Source organism: Amycolatopsis sp. WAC 04169 (assembly GCF_003947535.1).
In the GTDB taxonomy this organism is placed as follows: Bacteria; Actinomycetota; Actinomycetes; order Mycobacteriales; family Pseudonocardiaceae; genus Amycolatopsis; species Amycolatopsis keratiniphila.
This window is the reverse complement of the sequence record NZ_QHJI01000005.1, coordinates 640,149-657,271: the sequence shown is the minus strand read 5'-3', so window position 1 is coordinate 657,271 and position 17,123 is coordinate 640,149. Positions and strand designations below refer to the sequence as shown.

Annotated in this window: 15 protein-coding genes; 8 read left to right on the top strand and 7 right to left on the bottom strand. The window is 69.0% G+C overall.

Annotated features, from left to right (window positions below):
* Nucleotides 1-4 precede the first annotated feature (4 nt).
* The 5 genes from mtrB (at nucleotide 5) to secA (ending at nucleotide 8,767) form a co-directional block, all read left to right on the top strand.
* On the top strand, nucleotides 5-1,720 hold the full coding sequence (gene mtrB, locus DMC61_RS15820) for an MtrAB system histidine kinase MtrB (RefSeq protein ID WP_063277744.1): 1,716 nt from the start codon (nucleotides 5-7) through the stop codon (nucleotides 1,718-1,720).
* The gene (locus DMC61_RS15815; protein ID WP_125689892.1) at nucleotides 1,717-3,447 is read left to right on the top strand and encodes an LpqB family beta-propeller domain-containing protein; all 1,731 of its coding nucleotides are present in this window, start codon (nucleotides 1,717-1,719) and stop codon (nucleotides 3,445-3,447) included. The genes mtrB and DMC61_RS15815 overlap by 4 nt, the downstream gene beginning before the upstream one ends.
* A 372-nt stretch (nucleotides 3,448-3,819) precedes the next feature.
* Nucleotides 3,820-4,458: a ComF family protein gene (locus DMC61_RS15810; RefSeq protein ID WP_125689891.1), complete on the top strand. Its 639-nt coding sequence runs from the start codon at nucleotides 3,820-3,822 to the stop codon at nucleotides 4,456-4,458.
* A gap of 552 nt (nucleotides 4,459-5,010) precedes the next feature.
* Entirely contained in the window at nucleotides 5,011-5,700 is a 690-nt protein-coding gene (gene hpf / locus DMC61_RS15805) for a ribosome hibernation-promoting factor, HPF/YfiA family (protein WP_007028981.1), read from the top strand.
* A 235-nt stretch (nucleotides 5,701-5,935) separates the two neighbouring features.
* Entirely contained in the window at nucleotides 5,936-8,767 is a 2,832-nt protein-coding gene (gene secA / locus DMC61_RS15800) for a preprotein translocase subunit SecA (RefSeq protein ID WP_125689890.1), read from the top strand.
* Between the two features lie 121 nt (nucleotides 8,768-8,888).
* Here the strand turns inward: secA and DMC61_RS15795 are convergent, their stop codons facing one another.
* Nucleotides 8,889-9,392, bottom strand: a complete 504-nt coding sequence (locus DMC61_RS15795) for an Rv3235 family protein (protein WP_125689889.1) — start codon at nucleotides 9,390-9,392, stop codon at nucleotides 8,889-8,891.
* 111 nt (nucleotides 9,393-9,503) lie between these two features.
* Here DMC61_RS15795 and DMC61_RS15790 point away from each other — a divergent pair, with 111 nt between their 5' ends.
* A complete protein-coding gene (locus DMC61_RS15790) occupies nucleotides 9,504-9,908 on the top strand; it encodes an HAD-IA family hydrolase (protein ID WP_125689888.1) in 405 nt (134 codons plus the stop codon).
* Here DMC61_RS15790 and DMC61_RS15785 read toward each other — a convergent pair.
* Nucleotides 9,883-10,662: an RNA methyltransferase gene (locus DMC61_RS15785; RefSeq protein ID WP_125689887.1), complete on the bottom strand. Its 780-nt coding sequence runs from the start codon at nucleotides 10,660-10,662 to the stop codon at nucleotides 9,883-9,885. The genes DMC61_RS15790 and DMC61_RS15785 overlap by 26 nt on opposite strands.
* 34 nt (nucleotides 10,663-10,696) lie before the next feature.
* Here DMC61_RS15785 and DMC61_RS15780 point away from each other — a divergent pair, with 34 nt between their 5' ends.
* Both DMC61_RS15780 and DMC61_RS15775 read left to right on the top strand, forming a co-directional pair.
* Nucleotides 10,697-12,103 carry a wax ester/triacylglycerol synthase family O-acyltransferase gene (locus DMC61_RS15780; protein WP_125689886.1) on the top strand — a complete coding sequence of 469 codons (1,407 nt, stop codon included), beginning with the start codon at nucleotides 10,697-10,699 and terminating at the stop codon, nucleotides 12,101-12,103.
* Nucleotides 12,100-12,591, top strand: coding sequence for a hypothetical protein (locus DMC61_RS15775; protein WP_125689885.1), 492 nt, complete (start codon nucleotides 12,100-12,102; stop codon nucleotides 12,589-12,591). The genes DMC61_RS15780 and DMC61_RS15775 overlap by 4 nt, the downstream gene beginning before the upstream one ends.
* A 69-nt stretch (nucleotides 12,592-12,660) precedes the next feature.
* Here DMC61_RS15775 and DMC61_RS15770 read toward each other — a convergent pair whose 3' ends face one another.
* The 5 genes from DMC61_RS15770 to DMC61_RS15750 all read right to left on the bottom strand — a co-directional run bounded on the left by DMC61_RS15770 (nucleotide 12,661) and on the right by DMC61_RS15750 (nucleotide 17,073).
* Nucleotides 12,661-13,542, bottom strand: a complete 882-nt coding sequence (locus DMC61_RS15770) for an NAD(P)-dependent oxidoreductase (RefSeq protein WP_125689884.1) — start codon at nucleotides 13,540-13,542, stop codon at nucleotides 12,661-12,663.
* Nucleotides 13,543-13,603: 61 nt separating this feature from the next.
* Nucleotides 13,604-14,398: a hypothetical protein gene (locus DMC61_RS15765; RefSeq protein WP_125689883.1), complete on the bottom strand. Its 795-nt coding sequence runs from the start codon at nucleotides 14,396-14,398 to the stop codon at nucleotides 13,604-13,606.
* 72 nt (nucleotides 14,399-14,470) lie between these two features.
* Nucleotides 14,471-15,151 carry a hypothetical protein gene (locus DMC61_RS15760; RefSeq protein ID WP_125689882.1) on the bottom strand — a complete coding sequence of 227 codons (681 nt, stop codon included), beginning with the start codon at nucleotides 15,149-15,151 and terminating at the stop codon, nucleotides 14,471-14,473.
* A gap of 143 nt (nucleotides 15,152-15,294) precedes the next feature.
* The gene (locus DMC61_RS15755) at nucleotides 15,295-16,170 is read right to left on the bottom strand and encodes a hypothetical protein (protein WP_125689881.1); all 876 of its coding nucleotides are present in this window, start codon (nucleotides 16,168-16,170) and stop codon (nucleotides 15,295-15,297) included.
* On the bottom strand, nucleotides 16,171-17,073 hold the full coding sequence (locus tag DMC61_RS15750; protein ID WP_125689880.1) for a hypothetical protein: 903 nt from the start codon (nucleotides 17,071-17,073) through the stop codon (nucleotides 16,171-16,173). It abuts the gene before it with no gap.
* Between the last annotated feature and the right edge of the window lie 50 nt (nucleotides 17,074-17,123).

Sequence of the window (17,123 nt, the reverse complement as noted above, 5' to 3'; positions counted from 1 at the left end):
CCCCATGAGCGGACGCTTGCGAAGGCTTGCCCAGACCACGATGCGCCAGTTCCGGCGCATCGTGGTTTTCGTGCGCCGCAAGGTCGTGGCGTTCAACGAGCTGTGGCGGTATTCGCTGCAGTTCCGGGTCACCGTGTCCACGCTGGCGTTGTCGTCGGCCGTGGTGTTCGTGCTGGGCATGGTGCTGCAGAACCAGATCACGGACCGGCTGGTCGAGACCAAGCAGAACGCGGCGATCGCCCAGACCAGGGCGGTCGTCGAGACCGCGGCCGGCGAGCTGATCGGCGTCGGCACCGAGAGCCCGGAAGCGCTCACCGCGCGGATGAACAACGCGCTGAAGAAGATCTCCAGCACGACGTCGTCGCAGGACGGCGCGGGATCGACGGCGGGCACCTTCGAACCGGTGCTGGCCGCGGGCGGGCGCGACCAGTCCAGCAAACCGGTGGCCGCCGGTCCCTACGACCGGGTGCCGGTGCGGCTGCGTCAGTTCGTCGAGACCGAGCAGCTCAGCTACCTGACCCACACGGTCACCGAGGCCGACGGCGGCAAGACGACGTATCTGATCGTCGGCGCGCCGGTGAGCACGATGATCAACCCGCTCCAGCTCTACCTGCTGTACCCGCTCACCAGTGAGCAGAACACCGTCTCGACGGTGCAGAACACGCTGCTCGTCGGCGGGCTCGTCCTGCTGCTCCTGCTGGCCGGGATCACGAACCTGGTCACCAGACAGGTGGTCCGGCCGGTCCGGCAGGCCGCCGCGGCGGCCGAACAGTTCGCGGGCGGGGACCTCGACCAGCGGCTCGCCGTGCTCGGCGAGGACGATCTGGCCAAACTCGCCGTCTCCTACAACGAGATGGCCGCGAGCATCCAGCGGCAGATCCGCCAGCTGGAGGAGTTCGGCGGCTTGCAGCGCCGGTTCACCTCCGACGTCTCGCACGAACTGCGCACCCCGCTGACCACCGTCCGGATGGCGGCCGACGTGCTGCACGCGTCGCGCGAGCAGTTCCCGGCCGGGCTCGCCCGCTCCACCGAACTGCTGGTCGACGAGCTCGACCGGTTCGAGGCGCTGCTCGGCGACCTGCTGGAGATCAGCAGGCTGGACGCCGGCGTCGAGGAGCTCTCGGCCGAGCTGATCGACGTCCGCCCGATCGCGACCAGGGCCGTCGAACAGGTCCGGGTGATCGCGGGCAACGCGGGAAGCTCGGTCGAACTGGTCCTGCCGGACGAGGAGGCGCCCGCCGAGGTCGACGCGCGCCGCGTCGAGCGGATCCTGCGCAATCTGCTGGCGAACGCGGTGGACCACAGCGAGGGGAACCCGGTGGTGCTGACGCTGGCGGTCAACGAGACCGCGGTCGCCATCACCGTACGGGACCGCGGGGTAGGGCTCCGGCCCGGCGAGGCGGAACTGGTGTTCAACCGGTTCTGGCGCGCCGACCCGTCCCGTAACCGCCGGACCGGCGGCACCGGCCTCGGCCTCGCGATCAGCCAGGAGGACGCCCGGTTGCACGGCGGCGTGCTCGACGCCTGGGGCGAGACCGGCCACGGTGCCTGCTTCCGGCTCGTGCTGCCGCGGCGGCAGGACACGCCGATGGGGGAGAGCCCGCTGGTCCTGCCCCCGCCCGATCACAAGGCGACCGACACGCACGGGTCGTCCGGACTGCTCGAAGTCCGGCCCGCGCCCGACGCGATCCTCGCCGAGCCCGAGGAGGTCGGCCGGTGAAACGACTGCTGTCCCTGCTCGCGGTGTTCCTGCTGGTCGCAGGCTGCGCGAACATCCCGCTCGAATCCCAGCCCGTCGTCGTCTCCGGGGACAAGCCGGGGCAGGCGCCCGCGGACGTCCCCGAACCGGCGGCCGGGATCGACCCGCTGACCGTCACCCGCCAGTTCATCCGCAACTCGGCGGCCCCGGGCACGGCGAGCGCCGCCGCGCGGGTCTACCTCGACGACGACGCCCGGCGCAACTGGAAGCCGTCGCCCGGGCTGACGATCATCGACGACACCTTCGGCACCGTTTACGACACTTCGTCGTCGTCCGGGAACCCGGACGAGCAGGTGGTGAACGTCCGAGGGTTCAAACTCGGCACGCTCAGCCCCGACAGCGCGTTCCTGCCGGTGAAGGCGGAGTACTCGCAGCAGTTCAAGCTTCGGAAACAGCAGAACGGCCAGTGGCGGATCGTGGACCCGCCGCAGGAACTCGCCGTCACCGACGAGGATTTCGCGCTCAACTACTTCCGGGTGCCGATCAGCTTCTACTCGCCGGACTCCGGCGCCTTCGTCCCCGACCTGCGCTACGTCGCGGCGAAACCGCAGGCCGGATTGCCCGGCCGGGTGATGGATCTGGTGCTGCAGGGTCCGTCGGAGGGGTTGAAGGGCGCGGTCAAGGATCTGCTCGGCGGCCAGGTCACCATCGAAAGCAACGTGCGCAGCACGGACGACGGGACACTGGACATCAATCTGACCGGCGTCGGCGGGGCCAGCCTCGTGGACCGGAACCTGATCGCCGCGCAGATCGTCCTGTCGCTGCAGACGGTGACGCTGAGCCGGGTCCGGCTGCTGGCCGACGGCACCGCGCTGGTGCCGGAACACGAATACTGGCGCTCCAGCGAGCTGCCCAACTACAACGTGGACATCGCGCCCAACTCGGAACTGCTGGGACTGATGACCGTGAACGGCCGGGTCCGGTCGCTCGGCGACGGGCAGCCGGTCGGCGGGCCCGCGGGCAACGGCGGGTACAAGGTCGTCAGCGCCGCGCAGTCCGTCGACGGCAAACGCCTCGCGGTGGTCGAAGAACGCGACGGCAGGCAGTGGCTCCGAGTCGGCGATCTGGGGCACGACCTCGCTTCGGTGGACCTGTTCGGCGGCAGCCTGAGCCGTCCCACCTGGCGTCCGGTGGCTCGTGGCGGCGGCGGGGTCTCCGGCGAGGTCTGGACCGTGGTCGACCACAACACCGTCGCCAGGGTCACCCTGGCCGCGGACGGCCGCTGGGTGAAGGCCGGCGTCGACGCGACCATGCTCACCGGGCTGGGGCAGATCACCGAACTGCGCCTTTCGCGCGACGGGTCCCGGCTGGCCGCGGTGGTCAACGGGCAGCTGGTGGTCGCCTCGATCGTGCGGACGGCGGACTCGGTGGCCCTGCGGGCACCGCGGAAACTGCAGGAACGCGACCTCAAGGACGTGGTCGACGTCGACTGGGCGACCCAGGACCACCTGATCGCCGCGACGTCGTCGACCTCGCTGCCGGTGGTCAAGGTGCCGCTGGACGGGCAGCGGATGGATCCCTTCAGCGGCTCGAACCTGACCCCGCCCGTGCACGGCGTCACCGCGGCGCCGAGCAGGCAGAACCTGGTCGCGGACGCGGGCGGGCTGTGGGTCGCCTCCGAACTGGGCGAGGTCTGGCGGCCGCAGGCGCACACCGTCACCAACGCGGACCCCTTCTATCCGGGCTGAAGTACATGAAGGCCCCCTTCCTTGCGTCTAGGTACAGGAAGGGGGCCTTCATGTACTTGGGGCTCGGGAGGCGGATGCGCCCGGCATCGCCAAGGGGAGCAAGGGACCTTTAGTGCCGCTAGCTTTCCTAGCGACGCTAGCGAATCCGGCCCGGCGGAAGGTAGTGAAGGCCTCCTTCACTACCTTGAGGGTAGTGAAGGAGGCCTTCACGGACCGAGCCTCGCGCGTGAAGGAGCCGCGAAGCCCCGAAGCGCCCCTCTCCTCGATTGACTTTTTCAACACCGGCCCCCTGACGCCGCGAAGTGTCCAAAGCGGACCTCTCACGCCCCGACGACCGCCGGAACTGTCGGAGCCCCGACCGACACTCGCCCCATGTCCAAACTCCTGGATCTCCTCATCCCCGCCCGTTGCGCCTCCTGCGGAGCCCCGGGCGCGCCCTGTTGCGCGACCTGTCAGACCACTTGGGGTTCGCTCAGCGAGATCATCCGCGGCCCGACGACCGGTCTCGTCCCCGTCTACGCCCTGGCCCCCTACGCCGACGACGCCCGTCGCCTGATCCTCGCGTACAAGGAACGCGGCCGCCGCGACCTCGCCCCGTCCTTCGGCCGGGCCGTCGCCGAAGCCCTCCTTCACCTGCCCGAGCCGGAGCCGGAGCCGTGCCTCGTCCCGGTCCCTTCGCGACGGTCCGCTTCGCGTGTCCGGGGTGGACCGCACGTCCGGCGCATCGCCGACGAATGCGTGAAAGCACTGGCGGACAAGGGAAATCCGGCGACCGTCGCGCCCGTACTCAGGCTCGGGGCCGGCGTCCGTGACGCGGTGGGACTCACCCGTGCCCAGCGGTCGGCGAACCTCGACGGCCGCCTTCGCCTGGTCGCGGGAGCTTGCCGGGAGAAGGTCGTCCTTCTTGACGACGTGATCACAACCGGAGCGACCGCCGCCGCTTGTACGCGTTTTTTGGACATAAGCGGAATTCACGTTTCCGCGGTGGTAGCGCTGGCCGCCGCCGGGTGATCGGGATGTCACCTACAAGAGTGATGAATGATCGGGAACGAGAATGGGTACGTGGGCGTTGACGGGATATGAGGGACCTTCTGGGGAACACTCCGACGGCCCGCCACTCCACCGGGGTGGCGGCGGATTCGCTCGGGGGCGGCGCCCTAGGCACCCTCCGCAATTTCCTGTCCGAAGGCTTGCGCCGTCCGCGTGAAAACAAATCACAGGGACGACGCCCGACAAGCCGGATTGTCCCGCTGGCCACAGTGTCTTCGTCGCGTGCGGTGACGAGGTCTCACGTCCTGATATCCCCCGGCTCGGGGGCTGTTGCTCGCGGCGTGATGCAGCTAACGTGCAGCGCTATCAGCAATCCCGGCAGGCAGGGAGGTGACCAGCCCATGTCCCTGGCGCCGGAGCCGCGCTGAGTCCGCGCTCGGACATCCGACACGAGACGTCGTGGCCGCATGCCGAGTTCCCTCACCGCCCGCGATCCGGGCTTCGTCCCCGCATTACCGGCGCCCTAGTGAACACATCTACAGCTCGCAGTCATTTCAGCGAGGGAGGTCGTGTATGGACATCGTCGTTAAGGGCCGCAACGTGGAGGTGCCCGACCACTATCGGGCACTCGTCAGCGAAAAGCTGGCCCGGCTAGAGCGCTACGACAAGAAGGTCATCCGTTACGACGTGGAGCTCTTCCACGAGCCCAATCGCCGGCAGTCGAAGAACTGCCAGCGCGTCGAAATCACCGGTAAGGGCCGTGGCCCCGCCGTACGCGCCGAAGCGTGTGCAGGCGACTTCTACGCAGCGCTGGATTCCGCACTGAACAAGCTCGAGAACAGGTTGCGGAAGACACACGACCGCCGGCGCGTGCACTACGGCCGCAGCCGCCCGGAATCCGTCGCCGAGGCGACTTCGATGGCGGCCGCCGGTGGAATGACCACCGACACCCGACATCTGGCGGGTACCGCTGTGCTCGAAGCGCCGGAGGCCGAACCCATGGCCAACGGTTTCGCTGTCGAGAGCGGTGACTTCGAGATGCCCCAGCAGCAGCGCTGGGATGACGGGGTGACCGAACACCAGCCCGGTCGCGTCGTCCGCGAGAAGAAGCATGACGCGGAGCCCATGACGGTCGACCAGGCTCTCTACGAGATGGAACTGGTCGGTCACGACTTCTACCTGTTCAACGACTCCGACGCCGGGTGCCCGAGCGTCGTCTACCGGAGGCGAGGCTTCGACTACGGCGTCATCCGGCTGAGCTAGCCGGCCACTACTGCCCTGACGGCGGCCCGCACGCGTCCCGTGCGGGCCGCCGTCATGTCCGGATCAGGCGGGGACGCACCCCATTTCGTCAGGTACCGACAGACGGTGCGTGCGCGAACACCGAGGTGTTCCCTACGATGGGGGCGGACGGTGGTGCGTTACCAGGCACCACCGCGGACGAGATTGCCCGGGACCGGCTCGGGTGCGATCACAATCAGCTAGTGAGGTCGACCGGATGGTGCTGAACCGCCTGCTCCGCGCGGGCGAGGGCAAAATGGTGAAGCGGCTGCGCAACATCGCCGATCACATCAACACCCTCGAAGACGACGTCAAGGAACTTTCGGACACCGCGCTGCGGGCCAAGACCGAGGAGTTCCGTAAGCGGCACGCGGACGGCGAGTCACTCGACGACCTCCTGCCGGAGGCGTTCGCGGTGGCGAGGGAAGCCGCTTGGCGCGTGCTCGGCCAGCGCCCCTACGACGTCCAGCTGATGGGTGGCGCCGCGCTGCACCTCGGCCAGGTCTCGGAGATGAAGACCGGTGAGGGCAAGACCCTGACCCAGGTCCTCCCCGCGTACCTGAACGCCATCTCCGGCAAGGGCGTGCACGTCATCACGGTGAACGACTACCTCGCCAAACGTGACGCCGAGTGGATGGGCCGCATCCACCGCTTCCTCGGCCTCGAGGTCGGGGTCATCCTGGCCGACCAGACGCCCGAGGTCCGCCGCCAGCAGTACGCCGCCGACATCACGCACGGCACGAACAACGAGTTCGGCTTCGACTACCTCCGCGACAACATGGCGTGGAGCCTCGAAGACTGCGTCCAGCGCGGCCACAACTTCGCGATCGTCGACGAGGTGGACTCCATCCTCATCGACGAGGCCCGCACGCCGCTGATCATCTCGGGCCCGGCCGACCAGTCCTCGCGCTGGTACATCGAGTTCGCGCGGATGACCCCGCTGATGAAGGCGGACATCCACTACGAGGTCGACATCCGCAAGCGCACCGTCGGTGTCACCGAGAAGGGTGTCGCGTTCGTCGAAGACCAGCTCGGCATCGACAACCTCTACGAGGCCGCGAACACGCCGCTGGTCGGCTACCTGAACAACGCGCTGAAGGTCAAGGAGCTCTACAAGCGCGACAAGGACTACATCGTCCGTGACGGCGAAGTCCTCATCGTCGACGAGTTCACCGGCCGCATCCTGCACGGCCGCCGCTACAACGAGGGCATGCACCAGGCGATCGAGGCCAAGGAAGGCGTCGAGATCAAGGCCGAGAACCAGACGCTCGCCACGATCACGCTGCAGAACTACTTCCGGCTCTACGACAAGCTGTCGGGTATGACCGGTACCGCCGAGACCGAGGCGGCCGAGTTCCACCAGACCTACAAGCTGGGTGTGGTGCCGATCCCGACGAACAAGCCGATGGTCCGCGCCGACCAGGCCGACCTGATCTACAAGACCGAGCAGGCCAAGTTCGAGGCCGTCGCCGAGGACATCGCCGAGCGGCACGAGAAGGGCCAGCCGGTGCTGGTCGGCACCACGAGTGTCGAGAAGTCCGAGCACCTGTCGAAGCTGCTGCTCAAGCTGGGTGTCCCGCACGAGGTCCTCAACGCCAAGCACCACGACCGGGAGGCCCTGATCGTCGCCCGCGCCGGGCGCAAGGGCGCGGTCACGGTCGCCACCAACATGGCGGGCCGCGGTACCGACATCGTGCTCGGCGGCAACCCGGACATCATCGCCGACGAGGTGCTGCGCGACCGCGGCCTCGACCCGGTGGAACACTCCGAGGAGTACGAGGCCGCCTGGCCGAAGGTGCTCGAAGAGGTCCAGGCCGACACGAAGGCCGAGGCCGAGGAGGTCCGCGAGGCGGGCGGGCTGTACGTGCTCGGCACCGAGCGGCACGAGTCGCGCCGGATCGACAACCAGCTCCGCGGTCGTTCCGGCCGTCAGGGCGACCCGGGCGAGTCCCGGTTCTACCTTTCGCTCGGTGACGAGCTCATGCGCCGCTTCAACGCGACGATGGTCGAGCGGGTCATGACCACCATGCGGCTGCCGGACGACGTGCCGATCGAGCACAAGATGGTCTCCAAGGCCATCAAGAGTGCTCAGACGCAGGTCGAGCAGCAGAACATGGAGATCCGCAAGAACGTCCTCAAGTACGACGAGGTCATGAACGAGCAGCGCAAGGTGATCTACGCCGAGCGGCTGCGCGTCCTCGAAGGCGAGGATCTGCGCGAGCAGATCGAGCACATGCTGGTCGACGTCATCAACGCGTACGTCACCGAAGAGACCTCCACCGGCTACGCCGAGGACTGGGACCACGAGAAGCTGTGGACGGCGCTGAAGCAGCTGTACCCGGTCAAGGTCACCTGGGAAGAGCTCACCGAGGATGACGACCTCGACGCCGACAGGCTGCGTGAGGCGCTGCTCGAAGACGCCCACCGCGCGTACGACGAGCGCGAAGCCGAGATCGACGGCAAGGTCGGCGAAGGCGCGATGCGGAGCCTGGAGCGTCAGGTGATGCTCACCGTGCTCGACCGCAAGTGGCGTGAGCACCTCTACGAGATGGACTATCTCAAGGAGGGCATCGGCATGCGTGCCCTGGCGCAGCGCGACCCGGTCATCGAGTACCAGCGCGAGGGCTACGACATGTTCCGCGCGATGCTGGAGTCGCTGAAGGAGGAGGCCGTCGGCTTCCTGTTCAACCTCCAGGTCGAGCAGGCCGAGCCCACCACCCCGGCGCCGGAGTCGGCGTCCGCGCTGCCCGCCGGGGTCGGCTCCGGCAACGGCCAGGCCGCCAACGGCGACGGACGGCACGCTCGCCCGACGCCTCCGCAGGGGCCGGCGACCGACACCAAGTCCGTGCCGTCCGCCTTGCGGGGCAAGGGACTCGGCGGTGGTTCGCAGTCCGGGCTGACCATGTCGGGCCCGTCCGAGGACGGCGGCGTCGAGTCGCATTCGGACAGTGCCGGCAGTGCCGGTGGCGACCAGAGCGGGACCCGCCGGGAGCGTCGTGCCGCGCAGCGCGCCTCCCAGAAGAAGGGCAAGAAGGGCCCGCGCCGCTAAAAAGCTCAAAGCGCGTGAAGGCCCCCTTCCTCCATCCATGCCCCCGCCACCGCCCTCAACGGACGCGCTGGCGCGCGCATGCCTGATTCCATCAGCCGAGGGAAGGGGGCCTTCACGCGTATCAGGCCGCGAGCGCGGAGACCCGTCGCACAGGCTTCAGCAGGTGGAAGCGGGTGCATACCCAGCCCGACGGCGTCCGCTCGAAGCGGGCGGCCAAGGCGAGGCAGCGCCCGTTCTGTTCGACGGTCGCGCAGGCTTCGACGACGCCGTCCGCCGGATGCCCCAGGTGCACCGACTTCGGCCGGTAGCCGCCCGCCGGACGGCGACGGCCGCTTTCGAGCAGCGCGTGGTGGAGCGCCGGGTCGAGGATCGGCCGTACCTGGATCGGCGGACGGCGCCCGTCGCAGGCTTCGAGGATGGTGGTCAGCAGCCTGCCGATCTGCCTGCCGTCCGGGGTGTCCGGCGCCGGCCGCGGCTCCTCCACGACGCTTTCCCCGGACAGCGGCAGATCCAGCACGAGCTGGTTGTCCGGCTCCGCCGCCCGGTGCATCAGGCCGTCGGGCCGGTCGGCGACCCGGTACGGCGGTTCGTACGGTTCGAGCCGTCTCAGTACGTACGACTTCATCAAGCAGCCCCCTCCGCGGCCCCCTCGGCCACGCCCAGCAACTAAGGGGCAGCCGGTGGGCGGAATCGCGACAAGGACCGCCCGAGAGGATGAACCGGGCGGTGATCGCTTGTGTACGGTGAGCCGGTGCTGAAAGGGCTGGTCGTCGACTACGCCGGGGTGCTCACGGACGTGGGCGCGGACGAGCTGTACGCCTTCCTGCTCTCGGCTAGGGAGCGCGGCATCAAAACGGCCTTGCTCTCCAACGCCCCCGGCGCGTCGGACGAAGCCAAGCGATCACTCGGCCCGTTCTTCGACGCGCTCGTCTTCTCCGGCGAGGTCGGCGTGGCCAAACCGGACCGCGAGGTCTACCTGCTCACCGCGGGCCTGCTCGACCTGCCCGCCGAGCGGTGCGTGTTCGTCGACGACGCCGCGCACAACGTCCGCGCGGCCGTGGCGGCGGGGATGGCGGGAGTGCACCACACGTCGGTCGAGGAGACGCTGACCGAGCTCAGCGCGTTGTTCCCGAAGCCTTAGCCCGGCGCACCAGCTCGAACGACAGCACCGCGGCGGCGGCCGAGACGTTCAGCGACTCGACTTCGCCGGGCATCGGGATCGACACCCACTCCGTCACCAGTTCGCCGACCTCGGCGCCGACGCCGTTCGTCTCGCCGCCCAGCACGAACGCCGCGCGCTGCGGCAGTTCGACGTCGAACACCGAGCTGCGGGCCGAAGCGCCCAGCGCGTAGATCCCGTAGCCGGCTTCGGTGAGCATTTCGGCGGCTTCGCGCGCGCTGCCGCACCGCAGCACCGGCGCGCGGAACGCGACCCCGGCCGAAGCCTTGACCACCATCGGGTCGAGGGCGGCGACCCCGCGCCGCGGCACCACGACCCCGTCCAGCCCGGCGGCGGTCGCCGTGCGCAGGATCATCCCGACGTTCGCCGGGGTGGTGATGCCGTCGAGCAGCAGCACCCGCGACGGCGGCCTGCCGTCGGACAGGGCCGCGTGCAGCGACCGCATACGAGGGGCGACGACGTCGGCCAGCACGCCCTGGTCCTGCTTGCCGTTGCCCGCCAGCACCTTGACGCGATGCGCGCTCGCCCGCTGCACCGGCACACCGGCGGCTTTCGCGGCACGCTGGATCTCAGCGGCGTTCGGCCCGCGCACGGTGTCGGCGAGGATCACCTTGTCCACTTCGAGCGCCGCGTCGTCCAATGCCTCGAGCACCGGTTTGCGGCCGTACACCGTCAGGAACCGGTCCTTCGGCGAGATCACCGACTCATCACCCACACCGGCGAGTGTCCCACTATGTAAGGATCGGCCCATGCCCGACCGCCTCTCCGCGCTGGACGCCTCGTTCCTGTACGTGGAAGACCACTCGACCCCGATGCACGTCGGCGGCGTGGCGATCTTCGAGCGACCGCGCGAGGGCTTCACCCACGAGCGGCTGCTGGACCTGATCGGGCAGCGCCTGGCGTTCCTGCCGCGCTACCGGCAGCGAGTGCTGGAGGTGCCCGGTCACCTCGCCCGGCCGGTGTGGGTCGACGACGTCGACTTCGACCTCAACTACCACGTCCGGCGGTCCGCGCTGCCGCAGCCGGGCTCCGACGGCCAACTGTTCGATCTCGTGGCGCGGCTGATGTCGCGGCGGCTCGACCCGGGAAGGCCGCTCTGGGAGGCGTACTTCGTCGAGGGGCTCGCGGGCGACCGCATCGCGCTGGTGACCAAGACGCATCAATCGGTCGTGGACGGGATCGGCACCATCGAGATCGGGCAGCTGATCCTCGACGCCGCCCCGCAGGAGCCGGAACCGTTCGACGACACCTGGCATCCGCGCCGGGAACCGAGCCGCACGCAGCTGGTCCTCGACGCGGTCGCCGAGACCGTGCAGCGGCCGACGGGGCTGGTGGAGAACGTCCGCTCCCTCACCCACGACGCCACCGCGATGGCGGGCAAGGTCACCGAAACGGTCGGCGACGTCGCCTCGGCGCTGAAGACGATGGTGCATCCGGCGCCGTCCGGGCCGCTCAACGTCCGCACCTCCGGCGGCCGCATGTTCGCCGGGGTCCGCACGCGGCTGGAGGACTTCCGCAAGGTCCGCGCCGCGCACGGCGGCACGGTCAACGACGTCGTGCTCGCGGTGCTCACCGGCGCGCTGCGGGAATGGCTGCTCTCCCGCGGCTCGGCTCTGACCGCGACGACCACCGTGCGCGCGCTGGTACCGATGGCCGTCCGCGACGCCGAGACGGCCGAGTACTCGACGCCGGCGCTGGTCGGGAACCAGGTCGACGCCTATCTGGTCGATCTCCCGGTCGGGGAGCCGAACGCGGTCCTGCGGCTGCAGCACATCGGTCACGCGATGGCGGACCACCTCGACTCCGGCCGTTCGGTCGCCGCGCGCGGGCTGTTGACGGTCGGCGGTTTCGCCCCGCCGACGCTGCATTCGCTCGGCGCGCGGGTGGCCGGGTCGATGTCGGGGCGCATTTTCAACGTGCTGATCACGAACTCGCCGGGCCCGCAGGTGCCGCTCTACGCGGGACAGGCGAAGATGGTGGAGATGTTCCCGGTCATGCCGCTGGTGCGCAATCAGGCGCTGGCGATCGGGGTCACCTCGTATCACGGCGGTGTCTACTTCGGACTGAACGGCGACCGCAAGGCCGTGTCCGATGTGGACCTGCTCGCCGGGATGATCGAGGAATCGTTGGAAGAGCTGAAGGGTGCGCACTGGTGAGGGTCTATCTACCCGGGACGATCGCGATGCTCCGTGAGCTCGAAACCGCCGGAGAGCTCCGGGCGCGCAGCGGCACGGGATTCGCGCTGACCCCGGCGCTGCGGGAGTCCTACGCCAGCGGATCCGACGAGGAACTCGAGTACGCCGCGCTGCTCGACGCCGCCAGGGCGTCGCTCCGGCTGATCGCGGCCGAGGAGAAGCCCGAGCCGCGGCGGGTGGTGATCTCGGCCGACATCGACGAGGTCACGCTGCGCCCGGATCTCGACGCCGCCGTCGTCCGGCTGTCCGGGCCGGTGAAGATCGCCGACGTCGCCGCGATCCACGTCGACGCGGCCGAAGCCGCCGAGTCCGTGCAGGCCGCCGCCGCGGTTATCGACCAGGCCGACCTCGGCGATCCGGACGCCGAGTTCACCCTCGGCGACGCCGAGGACCACGAACTCGCCTGGTACGCGCCCCAAGAGCTCCCCTTCCTGCTGGAACTCCTCTAACTCCTCGCATTTCGTCCTCTGAATGCGGTCCTTGCGCGCGCAACTACCGCATTCAGAGGACGAAACGCGTCAGAACCAGGAGGAGGGGGCCGGGCGTTCGGGGCGCCAGCCGGTCGCCTCGGTGAGCCGGGTCGAGACCACCCGCTGCGAGCGCGCCAGCACCGACATCAGCCCGAGCCGGTTCGCCAGCCACTTCGGCAGCGCGCGCGGCCGCCGGACCCCGGCAGCGGCGGCCATCGCCTCGCCGAGTTCCTGCTTCCGCACCGGATCCGCGGCCAGGTTGTAGACGCCGCTCGGCGCCCGCAGCGCCGCGACCGCGCCCGCCGCCGCGTCGTCCGGATGGATCGCCGCGGTCCAGTCGGTCCGGCTGCCGAAGATCAGCGGTGAACCGCGCCGGGCGGCCGCCAGCATCGTCCTGGTCATCGGGTCGTCGCCGACCAGCAGCCCGATCCGCAGCCGGATCGCGGTGCGGCCCTCGTCCGCCAGCTCCGCGATGTTCGCGTGCGCCTCCGTCGAAGACGCGATGTTGCCGCGAAGCGCGAGAGGCGCGTCCTCGTCCAGTTCCGTGTCGCCGCCGTCGGCGTAGACGAACGAAATCCCTTCCTGTACCACGATTCCCAGTTCGCCGACCCGTCGCACGGCGTCCGCGAGGGTCCGGCTCCCGGTGATCCGCACGCGGTCGTTCTCGGCCCAGCCGGACAGCTTCATCGCCCGTCGCGCGTCCGGGATCCGGGTCGCGACGTTCACCACAGCGTCGTGCCCGCGCAGCGCACCCGCCAGCGAATCGACGTCGAACAGGGAACCCCGCACCGGTTCCGCACCGGTCGCGCGCACCGCGGCGACCCGGTCCGCGTCGCGCGCCAGGCCGCTCACCTCGTGGCCTTCGGCCAGCAGCCGCCGCACCAGCGGACGTCCGAGTATCCCGGTCGCCCCGATCACCATCACGCGCATGTTCGCTCCTCCTGTCCGGCCTTCACGAACCCGACGAGACAAGGGGGCGGAACGTGACGGATCAGCCCGCCGGGATCTCCCCGATCTCCTCCGGCGGAGGCGCTTGGATGTCGGCCTGCGTGCCCCATTCGCGGTAGCGCGTGACGATCTTGGCGGTCGCGCTGTCCGGGGCGCCCGAAGCGGCGAGGACGGGGGCGAGGTCGAGCACGATCTGCAGCGGCAGGCGCGCGTCGTCGAGCCAGACCTCCATGGGGAGCTTCCCGACCTTGCCCCGCAGCTCGGCGACGGCCTCGGCCGACAAACCGGCGGGCAGGTCGCCGCCCAGGGCGGCCAGGTCGACGTCCAGCCGGTAGTGCTCGGCGGCCACCCCGTCGAGTTCGGCGTGCCCGGATCCGGTCAGCGTGCCCGCTTTCCGCACCTGGTCGAGGGCGCGGCCGGGGTCGTTCTGCTTCGCCAGCTGGTCGATGCTGCCCCCGGCGACCTGCGAGAACGGGTCGGCGCCGTCGGGGGAGACCTTGACCCAGGGCTTCCCGCCGGGAACGTCTTCGCGGGCGGTCTCGGGGACCTTGGCGTAGACGGTCTTGCCGACCAGCCGGAGTTCGATCGGCTCGCCGAGGAAATCCGTGGTCATGGCCAGCGCGGTTCCCGCCCCCGCGACCTTGGCCTGCCCCTGGCTCTTGGACCGCATCGTGCCCGCGGTGACGTCGGTGGTGAACTTCGCGGCCTTGCCGTCCATGGCGGCCGTCGCGCCGTCGGCGAGCGCACGGGCGTCGGCGAACGAGACGGCGTCGCTGTCACAGGCGCCGAGCAGCGCACCGAGTACGAGCACGACGGTGGACAGGGCCGTTCTCCGCATGAGGACCTGCTTTCGATCGCGGGCACCCAAGCGAAACACAGCAGCGGACGGCGCCCCGATCGGGGGAACGGCTCAGCGGCTGTCGCCGACGGCCTCGGGCGGCGGCGCGATGATCACCACGTCCGAAGCCCAGCTGTCGTATTTGACCGTGGCCTTGCCCATGCTGACCTGCACCGGACGCTGCTCGGCGTCCAGCCACAGCTCGGCGGGCGCGCCACCGAGGTCGAGGACGTACCGCGTGGCGGCCGTGCCGTTCACGTCGCCCTGCTCGGATTTGGTGACCTTGCCCGACTTCGAGATCCGCTCGATCGTGCGGGTCGGATCCATCGTCTCGACGACGTTCGTCATCAGCGCGCCGTTGGCGGCGGAGAGCGCGTCCTTGCCGTCGGCGGTGATCTTGACCCATTCCTTGCCGGTCTTGAGTTCCTGGACCTGGGTGTCCGACAGGTGGTAGTAGAGGACGCCGTCGGCGAAGATCAGGTCCCGTTTCTCGCCCGCGACCTCGGCGACCATGGAGAACTTGCTGTTCGGCCCCTCGTAGAGCCCGGAACTGGTGACCACGACCTTGCGGCCGTCATCGGCGGTGGTTTCAAGCGAGATCTTGGACGAACGGGCCTTCTGCGTGCCCGCGGCGGCGACCGTGGCCAGCTGCGCCGCGTCGTTCACCGGTTGCGCCGCCGGTTTCTCTTCGCCGGAACAGCCGGTCACGAGCAGGAGAGCGGTACAGACGACGGCGAATCCGGTGGCACGCAATGGGACTCCCTCGGGTGAATGGTCTGTACCACCACCGTAGTGCCTGTCGCGTGAATTTCCACCGTCCGAATGTCGGGGTGCGCGTGAAGGCCCCCTTCACTCGGCTGAGCCGAGTGAAGGGGGCCTTCACGCGCAAAGCGAGGCTAGTTGCCCGCCTTCTTCAGCAATTCGGTGTAGTCGGACACCTCGGCGGCCGGCGGCGCGGTGACATTCACCGGCGTGCCCCAGTCGCTGTAGGTGTAGGTCGACCTGACCTCGCCGGTTTCAGATGCTCCGGCCGACTTCATGACCGAGGTCAGATCCATGGTCAGCTTCAGCGGGAGCTGCTCGGCGTTGAACCACAGTTCGGCCGGGACCCGCAGATCCTTGTCCCCGAGCCGCTTCTCGATCTCGGCCCGCTGGTCGGCGGGGACGTCGTCGCCGAGGAACAACTCGATCTGTTTCTTGACGTCGTACTCGACGAAGTAGTGGTTCACCGGGACGCCGTTCAGCTGGGTCTGCTCGGAACGGATGATGCGACCGGCCTTTTCGACCAGCTCCAGCTGTTTCGCCGGATCGCCCATCTCGAACGACCGCAGCAAGGCCTTCACCATGGCCTTCGCCTGGGGATCCGTGCTGTTCAGGTCGAGCTTTCCCCAGGCCTTGTCCGTCTTGAGTTCGGCCTGTTCCGACGGGGGCAGCTTGAGGTACAGCGTCTGGTCGACCAGACGCAGGATGCCTGCTTCGCCCGCGATGGTCATGTTCGCCTCGATCTTCGAGGCCGGACCGTCGTAGTACGCCAGCAGGGTGCCCGTGACCTTGGCGTCTTTGGTGACGGCGTCGATGGTCGTCTTGGAGGACTTGGTCTTCCGCGTCCCCTGCTTCGCGGCCTCGACGAGGCCGGACGCGTCGGTGAACGGGGTGGCCAGCGCGAGCTCGCCGCCCTTGTTCTCGGCCGTGGTGGCCGGGCGGGTGCCGCAGCCCGTGACCACGAGGGTCAGGGCCGCGGCCACCGCGGTCAGCTTGTAGGCGGTGCGCATCTACCGGCCGCCGGCCTTCTTCATGATCTCGGCCAGGTCGCCGACCTGGTCGGCGGGCGGGGCGGTGACCTCCACCGGGCTGCCCCAGTCGGTGTACTTGACCGTGGTCTTGGCGACGCCGTCACCGGGGACGCCCATGGCCTTCATGAACGCGGTCTGGTCCGAGACGACCTGCACCGGCAGCTGCTCGGCGTTGAGCCACAGCTCGGTGGGGATGGTGACGTTCTTGCCCTTGAGCTTCGCGTCGAGCTTCTGCTGGACATCCGCCGGGAACGGGACGCCCACCTCGCCCGCGATGAGGGCGATGGCCTTCTCGACCTCGATCTCGACGACGTAGTGGTTGGTGAGCTCGCCGTTCAGCTCGACCTGGTCCGACTTCGTGATCTTGCCCGCCTTCGAGACCTGCTCGAGGGTGCGCGACGGGTCACTGTCCTTGATGGCCTTCGACATCATCTTGCCGAGCATCTGCGAGATGGGGTCCTGGCCGTCGGCGGAGATCTTCACGTACGACTTGTCCGTCTTCATCTCGGCCTTGTCGGAGGCGTCGAGCTTGAAGTACAGCGCGCTGTCGACGAAGAGGATCTCCAGCTTCTTGCCGTCGATGTCCATGGACATCGAGAACTTGGTGTTCTCTCCGTCGTAGATGCCCTGCCCGGTCGCGGTCTGCTTCTGGGTGCCGGCGACGCTTTCCATCGTCACCTTGGACGACTTGGCCTTCTTGGTGCTCTCGCGGGTCAGCGCCGCGAGCTGGATCGGGTCGCCGAGCGGCGACGCGAGCAGGCTCTTCTGCTCGGAAGGAGCAGGAGCGGGAGCAGCCGCGCCGGACTGCTTCTCGCCACCGCAGGCGGACAGCGCCAGGACGGCGGCCGTGGTGATGGCGGCGAGTGTGGTTACGCGCTTCAAAAGGACCCCTCAGAAAAGTTGATCTAATCCGAACGGGGTATCGCGATGGA